Origin of the sequence: Defluviitalea phaphyphila, assembly GCF_001466305.1 — a bacterium.
In the GTDB taxonomy this organism is placed as follows: Bacteria; Bacillota; Clostridia; order Lachnospirales; family Defluviitaleaceae; genus Defluviitalea_A; species Defluviitalea_A phaphyphila.
Genome location: NZ_JWID01000011.1, coordinates 72,531 through 96,902, shown reverse-complemented (window position 1 = coordinate 96,902; position 24,372 = coordinate 72,531). Strand labels below are relative to the sequence as shown.

The window sequence follows — 24,372 nt, the reverse complement described above, 5'->3', positions numbered from 1 at the left end:
AAGTACTAAAAAAACGGTTCTCATAATTGCAAAGAACCGTTCCTATGGTTGAAGATTGATATATTATTTAAATTTTTTCTCAGTATACATTAATCCCATTTGATAACATCTAATGGAATAGATTAAGTTTTATATTTGCAATCTTGTTAATTATTATTTTAGCATTAATAAAAATAAGATAATCAAAATATTTAAAGAAAATAAAAATAACTATGGAACAAGAAAAATAAAGAAAACTTTAAAAAAAGACAATATTATAATTTCTCATAGAAAAATAGGAGAAGTTATGCAAAAAAATAGCCTTAATAATCTCATTTCTAACGATTAGACAACTGTATCTGACCATACAGAAAACCAAATTAGAAATAAGAAAACTAAGAGTCTGTAAATAATTTTGTGCTTTAGACTAAATTTGATTCCTATCTGACAACAATTACTAAAACTTAAAGATAATAATTATATATATGTTTATTAATATAATTGCCAAAGTTGTAAGATAATATTCATAAAATCTTGTAATTTTGGCAATAATTATTATAATGAAGGAGTGTGCCTTTATATTGTAGTAAAAATAGTCTTTATTTAATGTTTTATAAAATATATAAATTTTTTAAGCTATTTTTATAGAATATAAGGGCTAATTCTATCTTCGAAGAAAATCATTAGTTGATTAAGTACTAAATCCCAATTTCTATATCGAAGAGTCCATTTTTTCATTACATTTTTCCTTGATTTGCTGCAATCTTTCATAAGCTTATTCTTCATTAATAGCTGTATATACTGTTTTAAAGTCTTTTATAAATTCTTTTCTATGTTTATAAGATACATATTTAAAAGAATTTCTAAGCTGATGAATAATACATCTTTGAATTTCTGCTTTAGGATAAGATGCCATTATTGCTTCTTTTAATCCTGTTAAACCATCTACACTAAATATAATTACATCTTCTAATCCTCTATTTTTAAGTTCGTTTAATACTCCTAACCAAAATTTTGAGGATTCACTTTCTCCTATCCAAATACCCAATATATCTTTAAATCCATCTAAATCAATACCTAATACAACGTAAGCTGCTTTAGTTTTTATTTGATCATCATCTCTAACCTTATAGTGTATCGCATCCATAAAAACAAAAGGATAAACTGGTTTGAGGGGTCTATTTTGCCATTCTTTAATCCTTGGTAGTATCTTATCAGTTATTTTACTTACCATTTCAGCAGATACTTCTATTCCATATATATCTTTTAATTGGTCATGTATATCCCTTGTAGACATTCCCCTAGCATATAAAGATATAACTTGATCCTCTATACCTGAAATATTTCTTACATTCTTTGGTACAACTACTGGTTCGAATTCACCATTTCTATCTCTAGGTACATTTATTTCCATATCTCCAAAATTAGTTTTTACTTTCNTTCTTTGGTACAACTACTGGTTCGAATTCACCATTTCTATCTCTAGGTACATTTATTTCCATATCTCCAAAATTAGTTTTTACTTTCTTTTGTGTATACCCATTTCTTCTATTATCTGTTTGTTTATTGATTCTATCACCTTTTTCATATCCTAATTCTATATCTAATTCTGCCTCTAACATTTCTTGTAGAGTATCTTTGAATATATTTTTTAGATATGAATGGAGATCTCCTGCTGTTTTTAAATTTCCATCTTTAATCATTTGTCTTAAAAATTCTTTTGGTAATGTTGACATAGAAAAGCTCCTTTCTGGTTTTATTATTTTCTGTAATTATTGCCAGAAAGGAGTAATTATTTTCGTTTAAGCACAGATTTTTTTACACTACCAACTACATTCTTAAATGATCAAAAAGTTACATTCTTAACTTGACATTTATATATGATAAAGATACACCAGGAGCAACCCAGTCCCAGTTTTATAAGAATGTTACACGCTTATACCGAAATGCGCCCAATTTATCTTATGAGTTACGTCTTATGATTGATTTTCTTTTCCATTATCAAAAAAATATTGGAATCATTAAGAGTTTTGATTCTTTCGGAAAAGTTGAGTATTACGATACTGACGAGAACATCCGCAAACGTTATAATTTAAATTTTGATGATAAAATGAAAAAAGCACTGATTGAAATTGCAAAAATAACAATCAGTGAAGAACTGGAGTATAACCTTCAAGGTATATATCCTCGCTATGATGTTAAAACCATGTCTCCTTCCTGGGCAATTTCTGATATGTTAACAGGAATTTATTTCTCTATTTTTTATATGAGACCCGGCTTAGAACTATATCGCAAATGTGAAAACCCTAACTGTGACAGATGGTTCTTAGTTAAAACTACCTCCACTAAAAAAAAGTATTGTTCCTCATCATGTAGTAATTCCATGGCACAAAGAAACCATCGAAAGCGAAAGAAGGAATTGGAAAAAAGAAACCCCTGAACCATTCTATTTAGGTCAGGGGTTTCTTTTTCTAAACTACAGCCGAGATGCTATCCGTTGGTAATGCACCTTTATTCCGTTCAAAAGCACTTTCAATAGATTTAGCCAATTGCATAATTTGATTTTCAGTTTTACCGATATAATGATGCATTAAATAATGGATATCGACGACAATTCCTTGCACTCTCTCATACCTATGCCCTTTTGTTTTCCAGTCTCCTGTAGCTTCACCAATGTTCAAAAATATTTCATTTGAGCTAAACAAATTATTATTTGCGTTGTATGGCATAATAAACGCATTATAAACCGGCACATCTTCACCATATTTCTCTTTAAACTTCTTCTGTGTATATATGTATTCTCCATATGTAATTTGTTTATTTATCGACGAAGACTCTGGTAAATCGTTAGGATCTCCGGTAATACCAAAACGATAGTACTTTGCATCAAGCACATATATTTTCCCATCATATAACATTATAGTATCGGGTTCCAATGCTGCATTTGTTTTCTTCTTTCCTGTCCTAAGAGTCCATCTTGTTTTAGGGAAATAGTTTTGCTTATCTTTTATTCCAAATACTCTGTCAATAAGCTTCTCCCATACATATTCGAACCGGTCTGTGCCAAAATAAAACTGTTTCTGATTAGGTTGCTCATCCAAATACTCTATCATGGAAATCATTGCTGAGAAAAGCCTTTTATCTCTATCATTATATGTATTGGCCATTTTTTCATACAACACTGATAAAAACATTTTATCATCTCTTCGTAATAAAGGTTGCTCAGGTAGAAGTGGAGTAAACAACCATCCCAATTTAGAAAAACTTTCGTAAACACAATACTTGTGTATCTGAGTAATCAAATTTTTATCATTCGGAGACGAGAACCTTACAGTATACTGGGTATATACTGGAGAACCATTAGCTTGAATTAACGGACGCTGCCTTTTTATTGTCCTTGACCAGTCTATCTTTCCTCGATCGTTTGTTTTATACACTGGTTCCTTTTCAGTATAATATCCATTTTGCTCCATGAAGTAATTAATTATTTCCAAATAAGCATTTATAGGGAAATCCACTGATTGAGGAGCTTCAAATTTCTTCATAGGAAGAATCCTGTCATCCCGACTTGTAAATTCTGCCAAGACAGAGAAAAGGTGAAGTATATCTTGACGTAAATCTTGCTCCGTTTTCGGCAATTCATATCCAATTGGAAAATAAACAACTACATTATCATCTTCAGCTTTAACACCGACAAAGCGATCTCCATCATCGTTTTTATTAACACGGCAACGATTAAATAAATCAGACACTATTGCCAAGTTATCTCACCGCCTTTGTTCATTCTTCATTGCCTGCATTCTCCGGTGATAAGAACGCATTATAAATCTCTTCTTTAAAAATAGCAAACCTTTCATTTCCTTTGGAAGATTTGAATTTTCTAACTATATCTTCCAAACTGAAATATAAGTTCGTTTCAAAAACAGCATCTCTTGAAAATTTGAACGCATCATCCCATAAATATTTTAATACCTTTTCCGGAAAGCGGCTATTGTCATGAGCCGCTTTGATTCTTTCATCCTCTGGAAGAGAAATGTCATCTTCAGCATTGTTGTATTCTAAATCTCGTTCGTGAACAAAAAATACACCAAGCCGTTTATCCTCGGATGATGTCATATGTAAGTTCTTTTTCAGAATTATATCGTTTATCACAGCATTAAATTGTTTCCATGTGATATCAGAATCCAATATTTTATGATTTGCGAACTTTTGCTCCACCTTATTCATATCATTTTCAATCATCCTCATAATCCATCTGCGCTGAAATGCTGTATCAAGAGTGAAAACATTTTGGTCAGAGGTATTCATTGTTCCTATAATATACATATTTGAAGGAATGCGTACCAATCTGCTTTCATCTCCATAAACTTTTCTAGCAATATCTGCATTTGAAATGCCATATTCACTATTTCCTTCAGAATCTCTGTCCAATAATTGGAACACATCTCCAAATATTGCAGGGGCATTGCCTCTATTTATTTCTTCAATTATAAGGTAGTATTCCGCACCAGGATTTTGGTATGCTTTTTTCAGCAAACGAGTAAAAGGGCCTTCTGTAAACTCATAGCTTACCAGTCCCTCTTCCGATACTTTCGGCAAAATTTGACCTACAAAATCTGAATATGTATAATCTGGATGAAATACAACTCTCTCCATACGCAACGGATCATCACAATATTCAGTTTTTATGGTGTAACTTTTACCGGCACCAGGCACACCATATAAAAGAATATTACATCCACCAGTTTTTCGTGGCACCGAATAATCCGATACCGATTCAGCAACTATGTCTTCATTCGCATTTGCTTCAACTTCATAAATTCTACTAGATGACAAAGCTAAATAAGCATCTACTCGTCTTTGATATAATTCTATATTTTCTTTTGCAGACACTATTCCAGAGTTATAGTTTAAATAAGGATTTAACCCATCAGATAATAATGATTTAAGAATTCTAAGAGGTCCTTTTGCTTCTCTATCACCGTTAATATCCACAGAATCATTAGTTTCGATAATTTTTTTATATATGCTATTTAAATTAAATATTACATCCTTATCCCCATCAACAAGTTTAAAAACAGCATTTTCCGAAAAAACAGTGAGAATTTTAATCAACATAGACTCATAAGTCGTATCAAAATTAATCGGGATGCCGAGCCAATTAAGTAAAACTGCATAATAGCCTTCATTATTTGCCGAAATAACTGTGTCTAAGATATCCATGTGTATTGTGTAATATAATTTTTTAGGATACCTAATGCGCCCAGTACGTTCTGCACTTGCAGGCTTATTTTCATCAGTAAACTTAATCCTAGCCATTTTCCAAACTAATTCAAATGCAACTATTAGAGATTCCAATTGTGATTTAAAAATTTGGTTTTCATTCACTTTTGAAATAAATGTTTCATCTGATATACCCACAGTTGAGTAAAGTGGTTTTAAAGTAGCTATTAACGATTCTTCAACTTTATTATCTAAAATAATACCATCATTTTTCTGCTGCGAATACGCTAACTCAGCAGGTTTACCAGAGCTTTCCCATAAAAGAATTAATAAAGCAAGAGTTGATTTAGCATTGGGCAATGAAGACTTAATACCTAATTTTAAGTCGATCTCACTATAGTTTATAATATTATCTGGTCTTTTCATGTTATTTGATTCCCCCATCCTTTTCCATATCTAATTTTATTATTTCAGCAATTTCTTTGGCAAGTAAAGGTGGCACAGCATTTCCTACTTGTTTCATCTGCGATCCTTTTGTGCCTATAAATCTAAAGGTGTCTGGGAATGACTGCAAACGTGCAGCTTCACGTACAGTGATAGCCCTATCTAAAAATGGGTGTGTAAATTTCCCAGAAGAAGGTGTATCAAATCTCGTTGTAATCGTTACAGATACTTCATCTTTACACATTCTCGTCCATGTTCCACTATAAATTGATTTTGTTAGATGCTCCTCTGGTAAAACTTCTTTCCCACTATTCGGTGGAATCATCGCTAAACGTTCAAGTGCTAACTTTGAATGCCTTGTAGCAACATGATTATAAAGATATTGGCTCCCGTTTCGCATTTTTATTTGATACTCACTCTGTGGTTCAAACTTGTACTCTTGTTTTTCAGAGCCCTCTCCGGAATTCAAAAATGCTAAATCACTTATTGCATCCCATATAGTTACTCTGGTATTATGTGGTTTTGGTAAATCAGGAGCAGGTGCCCCTTTTTTACCGATTATGATCGTTCTTCTTCGATTCTGAGGTACTCCGTAGTCAGCTGCATTTAAAATACCCATATTTAACGAATATCCTAATTTATTAAACAGCTCGTTTATCTCTTTTTTAAAATAACCATTTTCAGCCGTAAGGATGTTCGGTACATTTTCCATTACAAAATACTGTGGGCGGATATAGTCAACGACAGCGACGAAATATTTAAACAAAAAATTTCGCTCATCATTAATGGTCCTCCGTTGCCCTTTCTGAGAAAATCCCTGACAAGGTGGTCCACCAATAATAACATCTATATTGGCACGATACTCAGCAAATGTATATTCTATTGGTAAATTTCTAATATCCGCAACAACCATTTTCGTATTGGGATGATTCAATTTATATGCCTCTGCAATAGATTTATCGTATTCATTTGCAAGAACAACATTAAATCCAGCCATTTCAAACCCAAGGGAAAGGCCACCAACCCCCGCAAATAAATCAATTACCGTTGGCTTCATTCTTTCACCTCTTGTATACGACGTGTTGCAATCTGAAAATAGTTGTCATCTATTTCAATCCCTATAAAGTTCCTGTTATTTTTTTTAGCAGCTACACCTGTGCTCCCGCTTCCCATAAAAGGATCAAGAACTGTATCACCTTCATTAGTTAATACTTTAATGAAGAACTCCATCAATTGAACTGGCTTTTGTGTAGGATGCTTACCGTATTTACGCTCACCATTCGCTGCTACTGCTGTTTCTATAAAATCATGTAACACCTTTCCATCATTATTAAATGTACCTGTCTTTTTCTTGTATGTAAAATATACCCATGCTTCTGTTGAATTTACAAAATGTAAATTCATATTACGTGGCATTGGATTCAATTTATGCCAAATACCAGTAGTCTTGTAATATAACCCATGTCTCTCAGCAATCTTAATGAGTGTCTCCACTTTTATAATTGACATGAATACAAGCATAGCACTACCTTTTTTAAGAACTCGAACAGCTTCCTTAAAAAAGCTATCCATCGATTTTTCCCACTCTTCAAAACTTAAATTGTCCCAGCCAGCTGCACCAAAAAAGTTATCACGCATCTTTTTTAGGTTTGTGTCCCTATCCTTCATAAAATTTCCTAAATTATATGGCGGGTCAGTTAGAATAAGATCGATTGAATCACTCGCAAGACGCTTCATTGCGCGTATGCAGTCTTCGTTATATAAAATTGAATCAGCCATAAATCATTACCTCTTTTCACTATTTGTTTGTTCAGCTCAACTTATGACCGATCGTCAAGTTCAACCTCGACTATCTCGCTTAGTTGGCAATTTAATGCTTTGCAAATACGCACCAATACATCCAAAGAAACGTACTCATTTTTACGCATCTTTGAAAATGTACTTGGAGCAATACCAGTGGCAAGATGCAAATCGGATATTTCCAAATCATCATCTATTAGTCTTTTCCAAAACTTCTTATAATTGACTCCCATTTTTGCACCTCACATTTACTTGGATAATAAAATCACACTGAAAATTATTATAACACTATTTATTTGACTTTTCAATTAATATTTCGATTTCTCGTAAAAATGTATGAGAAATCAAATTTTATTATAATGGTCTGTGATTCACATAGATACATATAAACTGATAATTGTGTTTAGCTGCTTAAAATCTATCCTATTTTCTCAACCCCCTCAAATATGGCGGTTATCTAATCTGGTAACTCAACTATTAATTTTGATATATTCCCACAAACAATAAAAATAAGGGTTTCCTAACATTGCCACATCCAGCAAAGAGGCCTGGTGAAAAGCTAAATGTCTGGAAACCCTTTATTTACAAGCTTTTCAGTTTTTTTATTTCTCAACCTTTGACATCAATGTGACGCACTCCACATGCGTCGTATTTGGGAACATATCCACAGGCTGGACTTTTTCTACTTTATATCCTTTTTCATTTAATATTTTTAAATCTCTTGCTAGGGTTCCTGGGTCACAGGATACATAAACTATTCTTCTTGGTTCCATTTTTGCCATGGTATTAAGCAAAATTTCATCGCAGCCTTTTCGTGGGGGATCTACTACTATTACATCTGCTTTTATTCCCTGTTTTTCGTACATTTCTGGAATTATTTCTTCTGATTTGCCTACAAAAAATTCTACGTTATCTATATTATTTATTTTTGCGTTTTTCCTTGCGTCTTCTATGGCTTCGTTTACTATTTCAACTCCATAAACTTTTTTTGCTTTCTTTGCAAGAAAAAGTGAGATAGTTCCTATGCCACAGTAGGCATCCCATACTATTTCTTCCCCTATTAATCTTGCGTATTCTAAAGCTTTTTCATATAAAACTTTTGTTTGTATAGGATTTACTTGAAAAAAAGATAATGGAGAAATTTCAAATTTTATTTCTCCTATATAGTCAGTTATATAATTTTTTCCCCATAGGGTGGTTATTTTCTCTCCTAAAATTACATTGGTTTTTTTAGTATTGTGATTTAACACAATACTAGTCATTCCAGAAATTTTTATAAGTTTTGATATTAATTTATCTTTATGAGGAAGGTTTTCTCCATTAATAACAATACAAACCATGATTTCTTTTGTTGTAAATCCTACTCTAGTTAATATATGTCTAATAAGTCCTTTATGTTTTTTTTCATCATAAACTGGAATTTTATACTTTTCAATATAATTTCTAATTATATTTATTATTTTATTATTTATAGGGTCTTGTATATAGCATTTTGAAATATCTATAATATCATGGCTTCTAGGAGCATAAAATCCTATTTGAACTTTTCCATCTTTAATTCCTACTGGGAATTGTGCCTTATTTCTATAATAAAAAGGTTCTTTCATTCCTAAAGTAGGATATACTATTACATCATTTAATTTTCCTATTCGTTCTATATTATCTTTTACTTTTTTAGTTTTAAACTCTAATTGTGCTTTATAATCTAAATGCTGTATTTGACATCCACCACATCTTTTAGCATAAGGACATTTAGGAGTAATTCTCATAGGAGAAGCTTCTATAATTCTAATTAATTTTCCAAAACCATAATTTTTTTTAACCTTTATTATTCTAACTTCTATTTTATCTTTTGGTAGAGCTCCTTCTACAAATACTGTAAAATTATCTATTTTCCCTATCCCTTCTCCTTTTACACCTATGTCATCTATTGTCATTTCAAAGTGCATATTTTTTTTAATTGGTAATGTATCCATATTTTCCTCCAACTTTCTTAATTAAGCATATCTTTTTTTAGCAAATCCTGTATAGCTTTTGCTAATACTTCATCACTACTATTTTTAAGTGCTTCTTCTATAGGATTTTTTACATTACTAATATCTAATATCTTTTTGTTTTTATTTTGTAAATTTTTATTATTTTTATTTGATTTATTTTTATTCATGTCAATCCTCCTTATAATATTCGCATACTGTTTCTCTACATATACAATATCGGCATTTTATGAAATTTGGATTGACACTTTGTTCTCCCGTTTCTAACATATTTCTCATATCTGCTAGAATATGTTTTGTTTTTCGTCTTAGTTTCCATGTATTCCTTATAATAAACATATAATTACTATATATTAATCTTCCCTCTTTAGGTCTTTTATGATATACATCTTCAATAATTAAAAAATATGCTGCTAATTGCATCATATCTCCTTCATAAGGCTTTATATTATCTTTTTTTATTGTTCCACTTTTAAGTTCAACAGGAATTAAATCTCCTGTCCATCTTTTTTTAAATATATAATCTGGTTTCCCTTTTATATCATATTTTTTAGAATATAATATTTTACCATATTCTACGTAAGGAGATTTATTTTTTTCTTTTTGATCTGTATAAATTATATCTGCTCCAAAAACTCCTAATTTAGGTTTTTTTATTTTAATATCCTTTTTTTTAAATATCATAAAAAAGAGGGGAAAAATCAATATTCCCCATATAATATATAAATCACTCATATTGCATCACCCAAATAATAATAGCGGCTATAGCTATAGCACAGATTATTAAAAAAATAAACTTTATTCTATTTTTTATTTTATAATATCTATGATATTGTGCATGAAATCTATTTCCTCTATCAAAATTATTTTGTGTTATGTTCTCATAACCATAATTTTTATTTCTTTCTTTTACTAGTTCTCTTAATTTATCACTACCATATAATCTTGTGTAATACCATTGATATGGACAATAAATAAATTTATTTATTTCACCTGCTGATATCGTTTTACTGTCATTATGCATTTTCACCTAAAAATCACTTCTTCTTATATTTCTTCCTAACATTCTATTATATCCAACCCAATTTCCTTTAGGGTGTTCTACTTTTATAGCTTCTTCGAATAATTTAATTTTTGCATCAGTATTATCTGCACAGTGAATAATCATAGCTTCAATAGTTTTAGGTCTTTTAGGTGAACCATATTCAAATTCTCCATGATGAGATAAAATACAGTGCTTTATTAAAGCCGCTAGAGAATCTGGAAAGTCTTTTATAATATTTATTTTTTGTGTTACCATTTCTACACCTATCATAATATGACCTAGTAGTTGACCAAAATCTGTATAATCATTTAAAGGAAATTCTGATAATTCTTCTATTTTTCCTATATCATGAAGCATTGCCCCTGCAATGACAATATCACGATTTACCCCTGTATAATGATTCGCTAGAAATTCTGCATATTCTACAACAGATAAGGTATGTTCTAATAAACCTCCCATATAACTGTGATGAACACTTCTTGCTGCAGAATGAGAAGTAAATTTTTTTAAAAATTCTTCGTCCGAAACAAAAAAGGATTGAAGTAATTTTTTTATATATACATTTTCTACTTTATTTATATATTCTTTAATTTTTTCAATCATTCCATTTATATCTTTTTCAGTACAGGGAATATAATCCATGGGATCATATTCTCCCTCCATACTCATTCTTAATCGTCTAATACTTATTTGATATTCTCCTTGAAATACACTTACAACACCATCAATTTTAACAAAACAATTTTCATCAAATTCGTCTATTTCATTATGAATATCCCAAATCTTACCATCAACCAATCCCGTTTTGTCTTGTAATTTTAAGGATATATAGGGTTTCCCTGCCCTTGATTTTAATGTTTGTTTTTGTTTACAAAGATAATGTCCTATTATTTGTTCTCCATCTCTAATGTCTTTCAAATAGCGCATTTAAATCCTCCATTCAAATTTCTTCGAATAATAATTCGAAGCTTCTATGTTTAAATTATACATAAAATTAGAGTTAAATGCTACATTTCATTAAAAAAACATTAAAATTAGAAAAATGCAATAAAAATGGGCGAATATTTCGCCCTAAAAATTTACCATTGAGTTAATTCACTTTTATCTTGAAGTATAACTGTAATAGTCTTTTTCCAAGCTCCATCTCTAACAAATTTTACTGTAACTTTATCTCCTACTTCATGGTTTGATATAATTTCAGCTAACTGTTCCATAGAAGTAATTTTTTCTCCATCAAATTCAATGATAATATCTCCTGCTTTTAATCCTCCTATATAAGCAGCACTTCCTGGCTGAACTTCTCTAACTAAAACACCTACAGGAACTTCATATAATTCTGCTATATTTTCACTAATATCTTGTCCTACTATTCCAAGATAAGGACGAGATACTGAACCTTTATTTACAAGTTCTTCTATAATTGGCTTTGCAACATTAATAGGTATTGCAAATCCCATACCTTCAACACTAGTATCAACTAATTTGATAGTATTAATTCCTATAACTGTTCCTTTACTTCCTACTAAAGCCCCTCCACTATTTCCAGGATTTATAGCTGCATCCGTTTGAATTAATGTCATTTCTTTATCGGTAAGTTGAATGGTTCGATTTACAGCACTTATTATCCCTGCTGTTACTGTATTACTATAAGCTTCTCCTAAAGGATTACCAATAGCTACTGCTAATTCTCCTACTTCAATCTCATCAGAATCTCCAAAAGGAGCTGCTACTATTTTTCCTTTTATTTCATTAGGAATATCGCTTTGATCTACTTTTATAACTGCTAAATCTGTTTGTGAATCTACTCCTACAATACTTGCTGGTACTGAATACTCACCTAAAAAAGTAACTACAAGACTTTGAGAATTTTCTACTACATGATAATTTGTTACAATTTTTACATCCTCTGAAGTTACATGAAATATAATTCCAGACCCTGTTCCTTCTTGTTGAGATTGTCCATACCAAAAATCATTTACTGTATATATATTTTTTATAGATACTACTGATGGACCTATTGTTTTATTAATCATTGGTATTGTAATCTGACTTGTTGAATTTGTTGAAGAAGTATGTAATTGTTCTTTTTTTACTACTTCTTCTACATTATTATTGTTATTTTCAATATCTTCAAAAGAAAATTCTTTTTCTTCTTCTATATTTTCTTCTGATACTTCATTATTAAAAAATTTATTACTAGCAGATTTTAAAGCAGGTTGTAAAAATAATTCATTAACAGGACCTGCCAAACCAATTCCTAAGCCGACTGAAAGCCCACCTAAAATTATTCCTAAAGCCGTCATTAAAGCTGTTAATTTTTTAAATCTTCTTTTTTTATTTTTTTGTGGTTTAATTATTTGAGTATAATAATTATTTTTTTCTTCCACAACTTCTTCTATAATATTTTCATTTTTAATTTCTTCTGTTTTTGGTTCTTCTTTTATAAATTCTTTATTTTCATCTTTTATTTCTACTTCTTCTACTTTTATTTCTTCTTTTATAAATTCTGTTTCATTTTCATCTTTTGGACCCATTTCTTCTATTTTTATTTCTTCTTTTATAAATTTTGTTTCATTTTCATCTTTGGGTCCCATTTCTTCTATTTTTATTTCTTCTTTTACATCTTCTTTTTCATTAATATCACGAAATTCGTCCATATAAAAACCTCCTTAACATTATTTTTAAGGTTATTATATATATAAGTTTTTAATAAAATATGAACTTTTTGTAAATATTCATTATATTTATAAAATAGAAATACTAAATGTAAATATTACTCCATCTTTGTCATTTTCTACTTTTATTATTTCTCCATGATTTTTTAAAATCTGTTTTACAATAGAAAGTCCTAATCCCATTCCTGTTTTATCTTTTCCTCTTGATTTATCTCCTTTGTGAAATCTATCCCATATATAGGCTATATCTTCTTTAGGAATATTTTCTCCTGTATTTTTTATAGATACGAAAATTTTATTAGAAGCAAGGGTAGTTTCTATCCATATTTTCCCTTCTTCTGGCACAAATTTTACTGCATTATCTAAAAGATTATATATAACTCTTTGAATTTGTTCTCTATCAGCAAAAACTATAGTCTCTTTTTGAGCTAAAATTAACTTTAAAGTTATCTTTTTTTGTAATATTCTTTGTTCAAATTGTTCTATTACTGTTCTAATAAGATTATTAATTTCAAATTTATCTTTTTTAATCTCCATTTGTCCACTTTCCATTTTAGTCAAATCCATTATATCATTAGTCATTTTAGTAAGCCTTCTTGTTTCATCTAATACGATTTTAAGATATTTTTCCTGCTTTTCTTTCGGAATGGTTCCATCTAGTATTGCTTGAACGAATCCTTTTATAGAGGTTAATGGCGACCTTAAATCATGAGATATATTAGCTATAAATCCCTTTCGCAGTTCTTCTAACTTATTAAGTTCTTCTGCCATATAATTAAAACTATTTGCAAGTTCTGCTACTTCGTCTTTACCTACTACTTCTAATCTTCTTTGAAAATCTCCCCCTGCTATAACTTTCGCAACTTCATTCATTTCTTTCATAGGTTTAGTAATCTGTTTTGATAAAAAATAAATAAAGAAAAATGCAAGTATAATAGATAATCCCAAACATATTAAAGTTATTTTATACAACTCACCTACTGTTTTTTGTATTTCTGGAATTGGAGTATGCATAAAAAGAGCTCCATAAGTTTTCCCATTTATTTGTATAGGATATCCTATGGTTAAAACCGGTTCTTTGAAATATCCTCCAAATTTCCCTTGTATAGTTACTATCTTTCCTTCAAATACATCATTTATCTGTTCATAAGTTAATTTTTGTCCTAGCCAAGATTGGTTTTCATTTCTAGATACTACATAAATTCTTCCATTATGATCTACAATCCAAATCATAGAATTAAGATATTTATCTAATACTTGCATTTCAAATTTTAGCTGATCTAAATCCATTATTCCTGTATAATATGCTTTAGCATATTCTTTTGTAATTTTTTCTCCTTGTTCTAACATAATTTCTTTTTTCTGGTGTATGAAGTAAGACTCAAAAGCTTGTGATAAAATTGCAGCTAATAAAATAAAACTTCCTAATATAATTCCCATATATACAGTAAAAAGTTTTCCAAAAAGTGATTTAAATATTTTCAAATTTATAACCTACTCCCCAAACAGTTTTTATACTCCAAGTTTCTTTTTTATTTAACTTTTCTCTAATTCTTTTAATATGTACATCTACAGTTCTTGTATCTCCTATGTAATCATATCCCCAAATCCTATCTAAAAGTTGATCTCGTGTAAAAACTTGATTAGGATTAGAAGCAAGAAAATATAGTAATTCTAATTCTTTTGGAGGAAGTTCCATTTTCTTTCCATGATAAGTTACAGAATAATCGCTTAAATCAATTGTAAGATTTGGAACTACAATTTTTTTATTATTTTTTTCTTTAGAATCATAACGCCTTAATACAGCTTTAACTCTGGCTATTAATTCCTTAGGTTCAAAAGGCTTTACTACATAATCATCAGCTCCTAATTCCAATCCTAAAACTTTATCAAAAGTTTCTCCTTTAGCCGTTAGCATTATAATGGGAATATTACTTATTTTTCTTATTTCCTTACAAATATCATATCCATCTATTTCAGGAAGCATAATATCTAATAATACTAAATGAGGTGCAAATGAAGAAAAAAGCTGTAAAGCTTCCTTCCCTCCATGAGCTTGTTTTGTTTCATACCCTTCTTTAGTTAAATATAAATCAATTAATTCAGCTATATGAATATCATCATCTACAATAAGTATTTTTGAAGCCAATATATTTCCTCCTCTTTTAATATAGCCCCTACTTAAGTAGGGGCTATATTATTATTCTATTTTGCTATTTTTTCTTTAAGTTCATTTAATTCAGACATTAATTCTAAATTTTCCCTTGATTTTTCTAATTGTTTAAATTCTTTATCTAATTTATCTTCTACTATTTCGTTTTCTAATTCTTCATATGCTTTTACTTTATCCTCTATGGACTCTATTTTTTCTTCCATTCTTTTGAAATCCTCAAAGGCAGATGTATTATTAATTTTTGCATATGTCTTATTTATAGTTTCTCTAGCTTTTACCCTCTTTGATCTAGCTAGTAATAAATCTCTTTTTCTCTTTGCTTCTTCTATTTTATCATTTAATTCTTGGAGTGAATCTTTTAACTTTTTAGTTATTTCTTTTTGGCTATCTAGACTAATTTTATACTCTTCTGCAAGTTTTTGATGTTCATTTTTTCTTTTTAAAGCTTTTATTGCTAAATCATCATTTTGCTGTTTAACCGCAATTTCTGCTTTTTTAGCCCATTCTTCTTGTAATTTTAATTGTTCTTTATACTCTCTTTCTAATTTCTTTTCATCAGCTATAGCTTGTGCTACTTGAACCTTAGCCTCTGTGTATTGCTCTTGCATATCAAATATTAATTGTTTAATCATTTTTTCTGGATCTTCTGCTTTATCAATAAGGTCATTAATATTTGACTTTATTACATTAACTATTCTGCCTAAGATTCCCATATAATCACTCCCAAATATTTTATAATTTTATTATATATAAAATACATAATTTAATGCAATAATATTTTAACATTTAATCAAGTTCTACTATAGTAACTCCTGTTTCTCCTTCTCCATATTTCCCTAATCTGTAGGATTTAACATGGGGATGTCTTTTTAAAAGTTTGTGAATAGCTGTTCTTAAGGCTCCTGTACCTTTTCCGTGAATAATAGTAACTTGACTTAAATTAGATAAATATGCATCATCTAAATATTTCTCTGTATTAATTATGGCTTCATCTGTCATTTGCCCTCTAAGGTCAATTTCTGTTTTTATACTAATTGATTTACTACGCTTTGCTCCTATTGTAGAAACTGAAGATTTTTGTTTTTCTTTTTCTTCTGTTTCATCTAAAGCTAAATTAGATAAGTGAACTTTTATTTTCATAATTCCTGCTTGTACTGTTACATCTCCATTATTATCTGGAGGTATTACAACAATCCCATTTTGATTTAAAGAAGTGATAAATACTCTATCTCCTTTTTTTAAATTTTTAGGAAGTTTTTTAAGAGTTTTCTTAGGTAAAACTGCTTTTGTTAGTTCTTCTTCTATATCTCCTAATTTTTTTCTCAGTTTTCCCCTTGCTTCTTCCATATCTTTTTGATTTATTACTATTTGAGCTTCTCTAGCTGACCTTTGAAGTTCTTTTATTATTTTATCTGCTTCTTCTTTTGCTTCTTGAAGTATTTTTCTTGCTTCTTGTTTTGCTTCTAAAATAAGTTTTTCCCTTTGGCTTTCTAATTTTTCTTTTTGTTTTTCTAATCGTTTCTTTAATTCTTCTGCTTCTCTTCTATATTGGGCTGCTCTATTTTGTTCATATATAGCAGTTTTTTTACTTATTTCAAGGTCCATAATTAAATCTTCAAACTTTTTATCTTCTTTAGCTATAAGCTTATTTGCTTCTTCAATAATAAATTCTGGAAGTCCTAATCGCTTAGAAATGGAAAAAGCATTACTTTTACCTGGAATTCCTATAAGAAGCTTATATGTTGGTTTAAGGGTTTCTATGTCAAATTCTGAAGATGCATTTTCTATTCCTTCTGTTGACAATGCATAAATTTTTAATTCACTGTAATGGGTCGTTGCTGCTGTACGAACTTTCATCTTAAGAAGATAATCTAAAATAGCCATAGCTAGAGCGGCACCTTCTGTAGGGTCAGTTCCTGCTCCTAATTCATCAAAAAGTACTAAAGAATTTGGAGTCACTTTTTTTAATATATGAACAATATTAGTCATATGACTTGAAAAAGTACTAAGGCTTTGTTCAATACTTTGTTCATCTCCTATATCAGCAAAAACTTCATCAAATACTGCTAATTCTGAGTTATCAAACGCAGGAATATGAAGCCCTGCCTGTCCCATTAAAGTAAATAATCCCAAAGTTTTTAATGATACTGTCTTTCCACCTGTATTAGGACCTGTAATAAGAAGTGTAGTAAATTTATCTCCTAAATAAATATCAATGGGAACAACTGTATTGGGATCTAAAAGAGGATGTCTTGCTTTTTTTATTACTATTCGTCCTTCTTGATTGAATTTAGGTTCTATGGCTTTCATTTCTAAAGCAAGTTGTGCTTTAGAAAATATGAAATCTAGTTTTGTAAGTAATTCTATATTCAAAATTATAATTTCTAAATTTTCTTCTACCATTGCTGTTAGTTCTGATAGAATTTTTTCTATTTCTGCATTTTCTTTTACTTGTAACTCTCTTAAAGAATTATTTATATTTACAACAGATATAGGCTCTATAAATAAGGTAGCTCCTGTTGAAGACTGGTCATGTATAATCCCTGGAAATTGAGATCTATATTCTTGCTTTACAGGAACACAATATCTATCTCCTCGTATTGTAATAACTGCTTCTTGAAGCATCGATTGATTTGCATGAGAATGAATTATTTTTTGAAGCTGTTCTTTTATTTTTTCATTTACCAATTTTATTTCTCTTCTAATATTGTAGAGAGTTGTACTAGCTTCATCAGCAATTTCTTCTTCTGAAATAATACATCTACTAATTTCATTTTCTATTGTAGGTAAAGGAGTGATTTCTTCAAATAAACTATTTAATGTTTCGTAACTTTCTTGTTTTCTTTCATCCTTATAATAATTTTTAACTTTTCTACATACTCTAAGTAAATCTGCTATATAAAGGAGTTCTGTAGCAGAAAGTATTCCTCCTATTTTCACTCTTTTTAAAGCATTTCTAACATCTTTAAATCCGCCTAATGGAATGCTTCCTTTTCTTAATATCATACTTACTGCATCGCTAGTTTCCTTTTGCATCTTTATAATTTTATTATAATTAGAAGAAGGTTTTAAATTCATAATAATTTCCTTAGCCATAGGAGAAACTGCATAATTTGCTAATTTTTCTATAATTTTGTCATATTCTAAAGTTTTTAATGTTTTTTCTTCCATAGATGAATCCTTTCTAATTAAATCTAATAAAAAATGCTTATTTTATTAATATTATATCATTAACTTATATATTAAACCATATAAATACTATTTTTTATTTATATTTTAATATCAAAAATATTATATGCAATATTTATAAAAAATAAAAAAGAGCTGACCTACAGTCACTCTTTTTATTTATATTACTCTTATAGCTTTTACATAAGTATTAATATAATAATCTTGATTTAAACTATCTATACATACTCCTCTACTACTTTCTGCATGAATAAATTGATTATTTCCTATATATATGCCCACATGGGAAATTTGCCCATTGTTGCTTCCAGAAGTATCAAAAAATATTAAATCTCCTTTTTTTAATTCATTTTTAGAAATTTCAATTCCATCTTCTGCTTGATATCTTGATACTCGATTTAAATTTATTCCAAAATTACCCATTACTGTTTGAGTAAATCCTGAACAATCTACTCCACTGTACAAATCTGTTCCACCATATCTATAAGGGGTCCCTATAAATTGTTTAGCATATTTTACTATTTCTTCTTCTAAATTATTATCTTCTAAATTATTAGAAGAAATTTTATTATCATATAATTGAAATATATCTCCTTCAATAAGGTTAACATAATTACTATGAATCCAGGCTTCTTGGTTATTATATTCTATATTGTACCATTCTCCTGATTTCCCTATTATAATTAAAGAATCTCCTTTATTAACTTGTCCCAAAATTTCAGAACTTGTATTAGGAGCTTGTCTAATATTTACCCTATCTCCTGTAGATATTCCATCAGTTGATAGAATGTTTAACAAATCTTTTAAAATATATCCTTTATTACCATCATCTAATTTAACAATGTAGCAGTCTTTTTCTATTCCTAATATTTCTACCTTATCTTCTTTATTCAAAGTAGTAATTATCTTTTCGGTATTAGTTGTTTCTTCCCATACATCTACATTATTTTCTATACTCATTCCTATTGTTTTTGCATATGAATTTGTAACACTTAAAAAGAAAAATAATCCTGCAACAAAAATACATGATACTAACTTATGCCACTTCATCATTTGTAGACCCCCATATAAAATTTGTTACATAATTGTTACAAGATTATTATATAAATATATATATTCTTTGTCAATTGTTTTAAACGTTTCTTTCTATAAAATTTATATAAATAACTTTAAATTAATAAGTAAAATAAAATTATGAATTGTTTTTATTATCTTCTGTATTAAATTTATTGTTCAAAGTATCTGGAGATAATTCCTTAGACGCTTCCATTCCATATTTTTCTAAAGAATGGTCTTCTGAACTATTCCTAGATGCTGAAATAGCCATAGACATTATTAATATTCCTAATGCAGAACCTATAAAAATTCCTATTATAACACCTGTCCAAAACATAACCACCCTTCTTTCTTTATAAAATATAAATATTTTATAATTTAGGTTATGCTTTTATTACTTATTTCATTCAAAAAAAACCTAGCTATTTAAAGTTAGCTAGGTTTTTTACCAAGTATATTCTCTTAAATTTCCTTCCGTTAATAATCCTTCAAAATTCATTTGTCTCATAGCTTCATAAGCAATAATAGCTACTGAATTTGATAAATTAAGAGAACGAGCTTTTTCTATCATAGGAATTCGAATAGATGTTTCTGGATAATCTTTTAAAATTACTTCAGGGATTCCAGCTGTTTCTTTTCCAAATATTATAAAACAGTCTTTTGTATATTTAACATCAGTATAAGTTTTTTTAGCTTTTGTCGTAGCCATAAAAAATAGTCCTTTAGGATATTTTGATTTAAAATCTTGAAAATTTTCATGATAATGTATGTTTAATAAATGCCAATAATCTAAACCTGCTCGTTTTAAATATTTATCTTCAACAGAAAAACCTAAAGGTTTTATCAAATGTAAATCTGCTCCTATTGCAGCACAAGTTCTGGCGATATTACCAGTATTTTGTGGTATTTCTGGTTCTAAAAGAACAATATTCATAATATCAACCCATTTCTATTTATTTTCTTGTATTGCTACGTCAATTTCAAATATATTTCCTCCTCTTAAATTAAGGGGAATGCATATAGTTTGCATTTTGGAAGTAGATATTTGCATATTATCTCCCATAAGTAGAGAGGGTGGTGTAATGTCAATAGAAACTCCTTTATTATAAAATATTGTAGCAGTCTTTCCTAAAATCATATTAGTTAATTCTGATATAGCACTTTGGGCCATTTCATCTAATTCTGTTATATTCATTCCCATCATCATTTTAGAAGCAATGAAACAAGCTGTTTCTATATTTAGGCTAAAAATTACTTGTCCTTTAACATCCCCTGTAATTCCAATAATAATTACGACAGTATTGCTTGGATAGGGAGATTTTTTTAAATATACTTTACCTAATGTAGAATCTTCATTGCATACTTCTTTTAAAATAGACTGGGTACCCTGTATAAATGGATTAATAAAATTAACATTTATAGACATTAAATTCCCCCTTTTCAAAATTCAATTAAATAATATTTATTTTAACATACGTTTTTTTTAAACACAACGTATTTACGTTATAAAAAATTGTCCAATTATAGAACTCTTTAAAATTATTAATATACTTGTTTAACTTTGTTACTTGACTAAATAATTAAAATCTATTATTATTACTATATAAAAATTATTATTAATAAGGTGGTTATTCTTATGAAAGAATTAGCACAACGTTTAAAAGAAAAAAATTTAAAAGTAACACCTCAAAGATTGGCTATTTTTCGAATGCTTTCTAATTCTAAAGAACATCCTAGTGCTGAAACTATATATAAATCTTTACAATCTACTCATCCTACCATGAGTTTAGCAACTGTTTATAAAACTTTAGATGCTTTAAAAAAAGTCAATCTTATACGTGAATTAAATGTAGGAGAAGATTCTTTTAGATACGATGCAACTACTCATTCTCATCCTCATTTAATTTGTGTATCTTGCAAATCTGTACACGATATGGATGAAATTTATCTTGATGATATTCGTTCAAGAATTGAAAAGGACACTAATTTTAAACTTTTAGATGAAAATCTATATTTTTTCGGAATTTGTCCAAAATGTCAAAACAATACAAATAAAGAGCAACCTATATAGGTTGCTCTTTATTTGTATTGTTTTATAAATTTTTCAATACGTTTTAATGCTTCTTTAATATTTTCTATAGAGTAAGCATAGGAACATCTAATAAAACCTTCTCCACTTTCTCCAAAAGCTGTTCCCGGTACAACAGCTACTTTTTGTTCATATAAAAGTTTGGTACAAAACTCTTCAGAACTCATCCCTAATTTTTTTATGGAAGGAAAAACATAAAATGCTCCTAAAGGTTCAAAACAATCCATTCCCATTTTTCTAAATCCATTAACCATAATTCTTCTCCTATAATTAAAAGAATCTCTCATCTTAGCCACATCTAAATCTCCATTTCTTAAAGCTTCTATTCCTGCATATTGACTAGTTGTAGGAGCACACATGATAGCATATTGATGTATTTTAGTCATTGCAGAAATTAACTCCTTAGGACCAGCTGCATAACCCATTCTCCATCCTGTCATAGCATAAGCTTTAGAAAATCCATTTATCACTAATGTATTATCATACATATATGGCAAAGAAGCAATAGATACATGTTGTTTCCCATAGGTTAATTCAGCATATATTTCATCAGATATAACTAATATATCTCTATCTTTAAGTATTTGTGCTATTTTTTCTAAATCTTCTTTTTCCATAATAGCTCCTGTCGGATTATTAGGATATGGAAGAATAAGTGCTTTAGTTTTGTCCGTAATATGAGATTCTAATTGTTTAGGAGTTAAGCGAAATTCATCTTCAGCTTTTGTAGTTATTGTAACAGGAACCCCTCCTGCCATAATAGTACAAGGTTTATATGAAACATAAGAAGGTTCTGGAATTAATACTTCGTCTCCTGGATTTAAAATAGCTCTAAGAGCTAAATCAATTGCTTCGCTAGCTCCTACTGTAACAAGAATTTGGTCCTTAGGATTATAAGTAATATTAAATCTTCTTGATAAATATGTGCTAATTTCTTGCCTTAATTCTATTAATCCAGAATTGGATGTATATATTGTTTTACCTTTTTCTAAGGTATATATTCCTTCTTCTCTTACATGCCATGGCGTATCAAAATCAGGTTCTCCCACTCCAAGAGAAATAGCATCTTTTATTTCATTAACAATATCAAAAAACTTTCTAATTCCCGAAGGCGGAATATCTCTAACTTTAGATGAAATCATTTCTTTTTTCATGGGGAGATAACCATCCTTTCATCTTTATCAGACAATTCAAAACTAATTCCATGATCTTTGTATTTTTTTAGAACAAAATGAGTTGCTGTACTTAATACAGCTTCTAAAGGAGCTAATTTTTGTGCAACAAATAAAGCTACTTCTTTCATAGTTTTACCTTCTATTATAACGGTTAAATCAAATCCTCCCGACATTAAATAAACAGCTTTCACTTCATCAAATCTGTAAATTCTTTCTGCAATTTTATCAAAACCTTCTCCCCTTTGAGGAGTTACCTTAACCTCAATTAAAGCTGTAACTAAATCTTTATTAGTTTTTTCCCAATTAATTAATGTATTATATCCACAAATAATTTGCTCTTTTTCCATTTGTTCTATTTCTTTTTCAACTTCTTCTTTAGGAATGTTTAACATAATAGCTATATCTTCAGCATTTAATTTACTGTTTTTTTCTAAAATCTCCAATATCTCTTCCCTCATAAGAAATCCTCCTTTTATTTTTAATAGCTTTATACAAATCATCTACATCAGGCTGTTTTAATGAAGTAAATGTCCCATTTTGTATACAAATTCTATCTTTTTCTGTAATCTTTCCTATGATTTCCGCTTCGATATTATTATCTTTAAGTTTATTTACAAGTTTTTCTCCTTCATAAGAAGAAATTATCATAGATCCACTAGAAATTAATTTATAAGGAGAAATATCAAAATACTTACATATTTCTACCGTCTCTTTTTTAACAGGAACTTTATCTAAATACAATTCTACTCCTACTCCTGATGCTTCAGCAATTTCCCAAATTGCTCCTAAGATGCCTCCCTCTGTAACATCATGCATGGATGTAGCTCCATGTTCTCTTGCTATTATTCCTTCAGGAACTACAGACAAAAAATTGCTAAAATTTTTAGCTCTATTTAAAAATTCTTTAGAAAATTTTTTAGAAAGTTCTTTTTCAAAATCTTTTGCTAAAATAGTAGTTCCTTCTAATCCTGCCCATTTTGTCATAATAATATCTTGTCCTAATTTAGCATTATTTGTTGATATTAATTTTTCTCGTTTTACTTTCCCAATGGCTGTCGTAGAAATAACTGGACGATTAACAGCATCTGTTATTTCTGTATGTCCACCTATTATTTCTATATTAACTTCTTTAGCTGCCCTTTCTGCTTCCTTCATTATTTTATTAAGCTGCTCTTTTAAAGAATCTTCTGGAAGAAGTATAGTTAATAAAACTCCTATAGGTTCTCCTCCACTAGACGCAATATCATTACAAGAAATATGAACCCCTAAATATCCTATATCTTCTGAAGCTCCTGTAATAGGGTCAGTAGAAGTAAGAAAAATTTCATCATTTTGTAAATCTATAGCAGAACAATCTTCCCCTATACCTGCCCTAAGTATAATTTCATTTCTTTTATTTTTTATATTTTCAAATACTAATTGATTTAATATAGAAGACGGTACTTTCCCAATTTTCATTTTATATTTAGCTCCTCTCAATATAAATTACTACAACTTTAGAAATAGAGGGCTTCCATCTTTTTAGATTAT

At 29.2% G+C, this 24,372-nt stretch carries 25 protein-coding genes and 1 pseudogene; 3 read left to right on the top strand and 23 right to left on the bottom strand.

Annotated features, from left to right (window positions below; translation table 11 throughout):
• The first annotated feature begins 121 nt into the window (after positions 1 to 121).
• On the top strand, positions 122 to 328 hold the full coding sequence (locus OM90_RS13525; protein WP_084758008.1) for an IS3 family transposase: 207 nt from the start codon (positions 122 to 124) through the stop codon (positions 326 to 328).
• A gap of 293 nt (positions 329 to 621) precedes the next feature.
• Here OM90_RS13525 and OM90_RS08470 read toward each other — a convergent pair.
• Positions 622 to 1,715: pseudogene (locus OM90_RS08470) on the bottom strand (IS256 family transposase).
• Between the two features lie 242 nt (positions 1,716 to 1,957).
• Between OM90_RS08470 and OM90_RS08465 the strand changes: the two are divergent.
• Positions 1,958 to 2,419 (top strand): CGNR zinc finger domain-containing protein, encoded by a 462-nt coding sequence (locus OM90_RS08465; RefSeq protein WP_058486454.1) that lies wholly within the window; start codon positions 1,958 to 1,960, stop codon positions 2,417 to 2,419.
• Positions 2,420 to 2,450: 31 nt separating this feature from the next.
• Here the strand turns inward: OM90_RS08465 and OM90_RS08460 are convergent, their stop codons facing one another.
• The 19 genes from OM90_RS08460 to OM90_RS08375 form a co-directional block, all read right to left on the bottom strand.
• On the bottom strand, positions 2,451 to 3,731 hold the full coding sequence (locus OM90_RS08460) for an LlaJI family restriction endonuclease (protein ID WP_242860879.1): 1,281 nt from the start codon (positions 3,729 to 3,731) through the stop codon (positions 2,451 to 2,453).
• A gap of 28 nt (positions 3,732 to 3,759) precedes the next feature.
• Positions 3,760 to 5,628 (bottom strand): McrB family protein, encoded by a 1,869-nt coding sequence (locus tag OM90_RS08455; RefSeq protein ID WP_058486452.1) that lies wholly within the window; start codon positions 5,626 to 5,628, stop codon positions 3,760 to 3,762.
• Position 5,629: 1 nt separating this feature from the next.
• Positions 5,630 to 6,703: a DNA cytosine methyltransferase gene (locus tag OM90_RS08450; RefSeq protein ID WP_058486451.1), complete on the bottom strand. Its 1,074-nt coding sequence runs from the start codon at positions 6,701 to 6,703 to the stop codon at positions 5,630 to 5,632.
• The gene (locus tag OM90_RS08445; RefSeq protein WP_084758005.1) at positions 6,700 to 7,425 is read right to left on the bottom strand and encodes a DNA-methyltransferase; all 726 of its coding nucleotides are present in this window, start codon (positions 7,423 to 7,425) and stop codon (positions 6,700 to 6,702) included. The genes OM90_RS08450 and OM90_RS08445 overlap by 4 nt, the downstream gene beginning before the upstream one ends.
• A gap of 41 nt (positions 7,426 to 7,466) precedes the next feature.
• Positions 7,467 to 7,679: a helix-turn-helix domain-containing protein gene (locus tag OM90_RS08440; RefSeq protein ID WP_058486450.1), complete on the bottom strand. Its 213-nt coding sequence runs from the start codon at positions 7,677 to 7,679 to the stop codon at positions 7,467 to 7,469.
• A 369-nt stretch (positions 7,680 to 8,048) separates the two neighbouring features.
• Positions 8,049 to 9,422, bottom strand: coding sequence for a 23S rRNA (uracil(1939)-C(5))-methyltransferase RlmD (gene rlmD, locus OM90_RS08435; RefSeq protein ID WP_058486449.1), 1,374 nt, complete (start codon positions 9,420 to 9,422; stop codon positions 8,049 to 8,051).
• A 17-nt stretch (positions 9,423 to 9,439) separates the two neighbouring features.
• Positions 9,440 to 9,610, bottom strand: a complete 171-nt coding sequence (locus tag OM90_RS12780) for a hypothetical protein (protein ID WP_160323649.1) — start codon at positions 9,608 to 9,610, stop codon at positions 9,440 to 9,442.
• Between the two features lies 1 nt (position 9,611).
• The gene (gene cas4, locus OM90_RS08430) at positions 9,612 to 10,175 is read right to left on the bottom strand and encodes a CRISPR-associated protein Cas4 (RefSeq protein ID WP_058486448.1); all 564 of its coding nucleotides are present in this window, start codon (positions 10,173 to 10,175) and stop codon (positions 9,612 to 9,614) included.
• Complete coding sequence (locus OM90_RS08425; RefSeq protein ID WP_058486447.1) at positions 10,168 to 10,470, bottom strand: PD-(D/E)XK nuclease family protein; 303 nt, start codon at positions 10,468 to 10,470, stop codon at positions 10,168 to 10,170. The genes cas4 and OM90_RS08425 overlap by 8 nt, the downstream gene beginning before the upstream one ends.
• A complete protein-coding gene (locus tag OM90_RS08420) occupies positions 10,471 to 11,412 on the bottom strand; it encodes a 3'-5' exoribonuclease YhaM family protein (protein ID WP_058486446.1) in 942 nt (313 codons plus the stop codon).
• A gap of 152 nt (positions 11,413 to 11,564) precedes the next feature.
• Positions 11,565 to 13,142, bottom strand: coding sequence for a S1C family serine protease (locus OM90_RS08415; RefSeq protein WP_058486445.1), 1,578 nt, complete (start codon positions 13,140 to 13,142; stop codon positions 11,565 to 11,567).
• 87 nt (positions 13,143 to 13,229) lie between these two features.
• Positions 13,230 to 14,645 carry a sensor histidine kinase gene (locus OM90_RS08410; protein WP_058486444.1) on the bottom strand — a complete coding sequence of 472 codons (1,416 nt, stop codon included), beginning with the start codon at positions 14,643 to 14,645 and terminating at the stop codon, positions 13,230 to 13,232.
• On the bottom strand, positions 14,632 to 15,312 hold the full coding sequence (locus OM90_RS08405; protein WP_058486443.1) for a response regulator transcription factor: 681 nt from the start codon (positions 15,310 to 15,312) through the stop codon (positions 14,632 to 14,634). The genes OM90_RS08410 and OM90_RS08405 overlap by 14 nt, the downstream gene beginning before the upstream one ends.
• A 53-nt stretch (positions 15,313 to 15,365) precedes the next feature.
• Positions 15,366 to 16,046: a PspA/IM30 family protein gene (locus OM90_RS08400; RefSeq protein ID WP_058486442.1), complete on the bottom strand. Its 681-nt coding sequence runs from the start codon at positions 16,044 to 16,046 to the stop codon at positions 15,366 to 15,368.
• Positions 16,047 to 16,119: 73 nt separating this feature from the next.
• Positions 16,120 to 18,504 carry an endonuclease MutS2 gene (locus OM90_RS08395; protein WP_058486441.1) on the bottom strand — a complete coding sequence of 795 codons (2,385 nt, stop codon included), beginning with the start codon at positions 18,502 to 18,504 and terminating at the stop codon, positions 16,120 to 16,122.
• A gap of 177 nt (positions 18,505 to 18,681) precedes the next feature.
• Complete coding sequence (locus tag OM90_RS13170) at positions 18,682 to 19,575, bottom strand: C40 family peptidase (protein WP_058486440.1); 894 nt, start codon at positions 19,573 to 19,575, stop codon at positions 18,682 to 18,684.
• A gap of 139 nt (positions 19,576 to 19,714) precedes the next feature.
• Entirely contained in the window at positions 19,715 to 19,915 is a 201-nt protein-coding gene (locus OM90_RS08385; RefSeq protein WP_058486439.1) for a hypothetical protein, read from the bottom strand.
• Positions 19,916 to 20,023: 108 nt separating this feature from the next.
• On the bottom strand, positions 20,024 to 20,515 hold the full coding sequence (gene trmL / locus OM90_RS08380) for a tRNA (uridine(34)/cytosine(34)/5-carboxymethylaminomethyluridine(34)-2'-O)-methyltransferase TrmL (RefSeq protein ID WP_334292088.1): 492 nt from the start codon (positions 20,513 to 20,515) through the stop codon (positions 20,024 to 20,026).
• Between the two features lie 12 nt (positions 20,516 to 20,527).
• The gene (locus OM90_RS08375; RefSeq protein WP_330381853.1) at positions 20,528 to 21,004 is read right to left on the bottom strand and encodes a chemotaxis protein CheX; all 477 of its coding nucleotides are present in this window, start codon (positions 21,002 to 21,004) and stop codon (positions 20,528 to 20,530) included.
• A gap of 210 nt (positions 21,005 to 21,214) precedes the next feature.
• Here OM90_RS08375 and OM90_RS08370 point away from each other — a divergent pair, with 210 nt between their 5' ends.
• Entirely contained in the window at positions 21,215 to 21,649 is a 435-nt protein-coding gene (locus OM90_RS08370) for a transcriptional regulator PerR (protein WP_058486437.1), read from the top strand.
• A gap of 8 nt (positions 21,650 to 21,657) precedes the next feature.
• On the opposite strand, the gene OM90_RS08365 is transcribed toward OM90_RS08370, so the two are convergent.
• Genes OM90_RS08365 through OM90_RS08355 form a run of 3 tightly spaced genes read right to left on the bottom strand, consistent with a single transcriptional unit; the run spans position 21,658 to position 24,300 of the window.
• On the bottom strand, positions 21,658 to 22,821 hold the full coding sequence (locus tag OM90_RS08365; RefSeq protein WP_058486436.1) for an aminotransferase class I/II-fold pyridoxal phosphate-dependent enzyme: 1,164 nt from the start codon (positions 22,819 to 22,821) through the stop codon (positions 21,658 to 21,660).
• Positions 22,818 to 23,300, bottom strand: coding sequence for an Lrp/AsnC family transcriptional regulator (locus OM90_RS08360; RefSeq protein WP_058486435.1), 483 nt, complete (start codon positions 23,298 to 23,300; stop codon positions 22,818 to 22,820). The genes OM90_RS08365 and OM90_RS08360 overlap by 4 nt, the downstream gene beginning before the upstream one ends.
• Positions 23,260 to 24,300, bottom strand: a complete 1,041-nt coding sequence (locus tag OM90_RS08355; RefSeq protein WP_058486434.1) for an AIR synthase family protein — start codon at positions 24,298 to 24,300, stop codon at positions 23,260 to 23,262. Before OM90_RS08355 ends, OM90_RS08360 begins: the two co-directional genes overlap by 41 nt.
• Positions 24,301 to 24,372 lie beyond the last annotated feature (72 nt).

Excerpts from the sequence above, each read along its gene's own strand:
- OM90_RS08465 (WP_058486454.1), top strand. The coding sequence starts at position 1,958 with ATGATTGATTTTCTTTTCCATTATCAAAAAAATATTGGAATCATTAAG.
- OM90_RS08455 (WP_058486452.1), bottom strand. The coding sequence starts at position 5,628 with ATGAAAAGACCAGATAATATTATAAACTATAGTGAGATCGACTTAAAA.
- OM90_RS08450 (WP_058486451.1), bottom strand. The coding sequence starts at position 6,703 with ATGAAGCCAACGGTAATTGATTTATTTGCGGGGGTTGGTGGCCTTTCC.
- OM90_RS08445 (WP_084758005.1), bottom strand. The coding sequence starts at position 7,425 with ATGGCTGATTCAATTTTATATAACGAAGACTGCATACGCGCAATGAAG.
- OM90_RS08440 (WP_058486450.1), bottom strand. The coding sequence starts at position 7,679 with ATGGGAGTCAATTATAAGAAGTTTTGGAAAAGACTAATAGATGATGAT.
- rlmD (WP_058486449.1), bottom strand. The coding sequence starts at position 9,422 with ATGGATACATTACCAATTAAAAAAAATATGCACTTTGAAATGACAATA.
- OM90_RS12780 (WP_160323649.1), bottom strand. The coding sequence starts at position 9,610 with ATGAATAAAAATAAATCAAATAAAAATAATAAAAATTTACAAAATAAA.
- cas4 (WP_058486448.1), bottom strand. The coding sequence starts at position 10,175 with ATGAGTGATTTATATATTATATGGGGAATATTGATTTTTCCCCTCTTT.
- OM90_RS08420 (WP_058486446.1), bottom strand. The coding sequence starts at position 11,412 with ATGCGCTATTTGAAAGACATTAGAGATGGAGAACAAATAATAGGACAT.
- OM90_RS08415 (WP_058486445.1), bottom strand. The coding sequence starts at position 13,142 with ATGGACGAATTTCGTGATATTAATGAAAAAGAAGATGTAAAAGAAGAA.
- OM90_RS08400 (WP_058486442.1), bottom strand. The coding sequence starts at position 16,046 with ATGGGAATCTTAGGCAGAATAGTTAATGTAATAAAGTCAAATATTAAT.
- OM90_RS08395 (WP_058486441.1), bottom strand. The coding sequence starts at position 18,504 with ATGGAAGAAAAAACATTAAAAACTTTAGAATATGACAAAATTATAGAA.
- OM90_RS13170 (WP_058486440.1), bottom strand. The coding sequence starts at position 19,575 with ATGATGAAGTGGCATAAGTTAGTATCATGTATTTTTGTTGCAGGATTA.
- OM90_RS08385 (WP_058486439.1), bottom strand. The coding sequence starts at position 19,915 with ATGTTTTGGACAGGTGTTATAATAGGAATTTTTATAGGTTCTGCATTA.
- OM90_RS08375 (WP_330381853.1), bottom strand. The coding sequence starts at position 21,004 with ATGTCTATAAATGTTAATTTTATTAATCCATTTATACAGGGTACCCAG.
- OM90_RS08370 (WP_058486437.1), top strand. The coding sequence starts at position 21,215 with ATGAAAGAATTAGCACAACGTTTAAAAGAAAAAAATTTAAAAGTAACA.
- OM90_RS08365 (WP_058486436.1), bottom strand. The coding sequence starts at position 22,821 with ATGAAAAAAGAAATGATTTCATCTAAAGTTAGAGATATTCCGCCTTCG.
- OM90_RS08360 (WP_058486435.1), bottom strand. The coding sequence starts at position 23,300 with ATGAGGGAAGAGATATTGGAGATTTTAGAAAAAAACAGTAAATTAAAT.
- OM90_RS08355 (WP_058486434.1), bottom strand. The coding sequence starts at position 24,300 with ATGAAAATTGGGAAAGTACCGTCTTCTATATTAAATCAATTAGTATTT.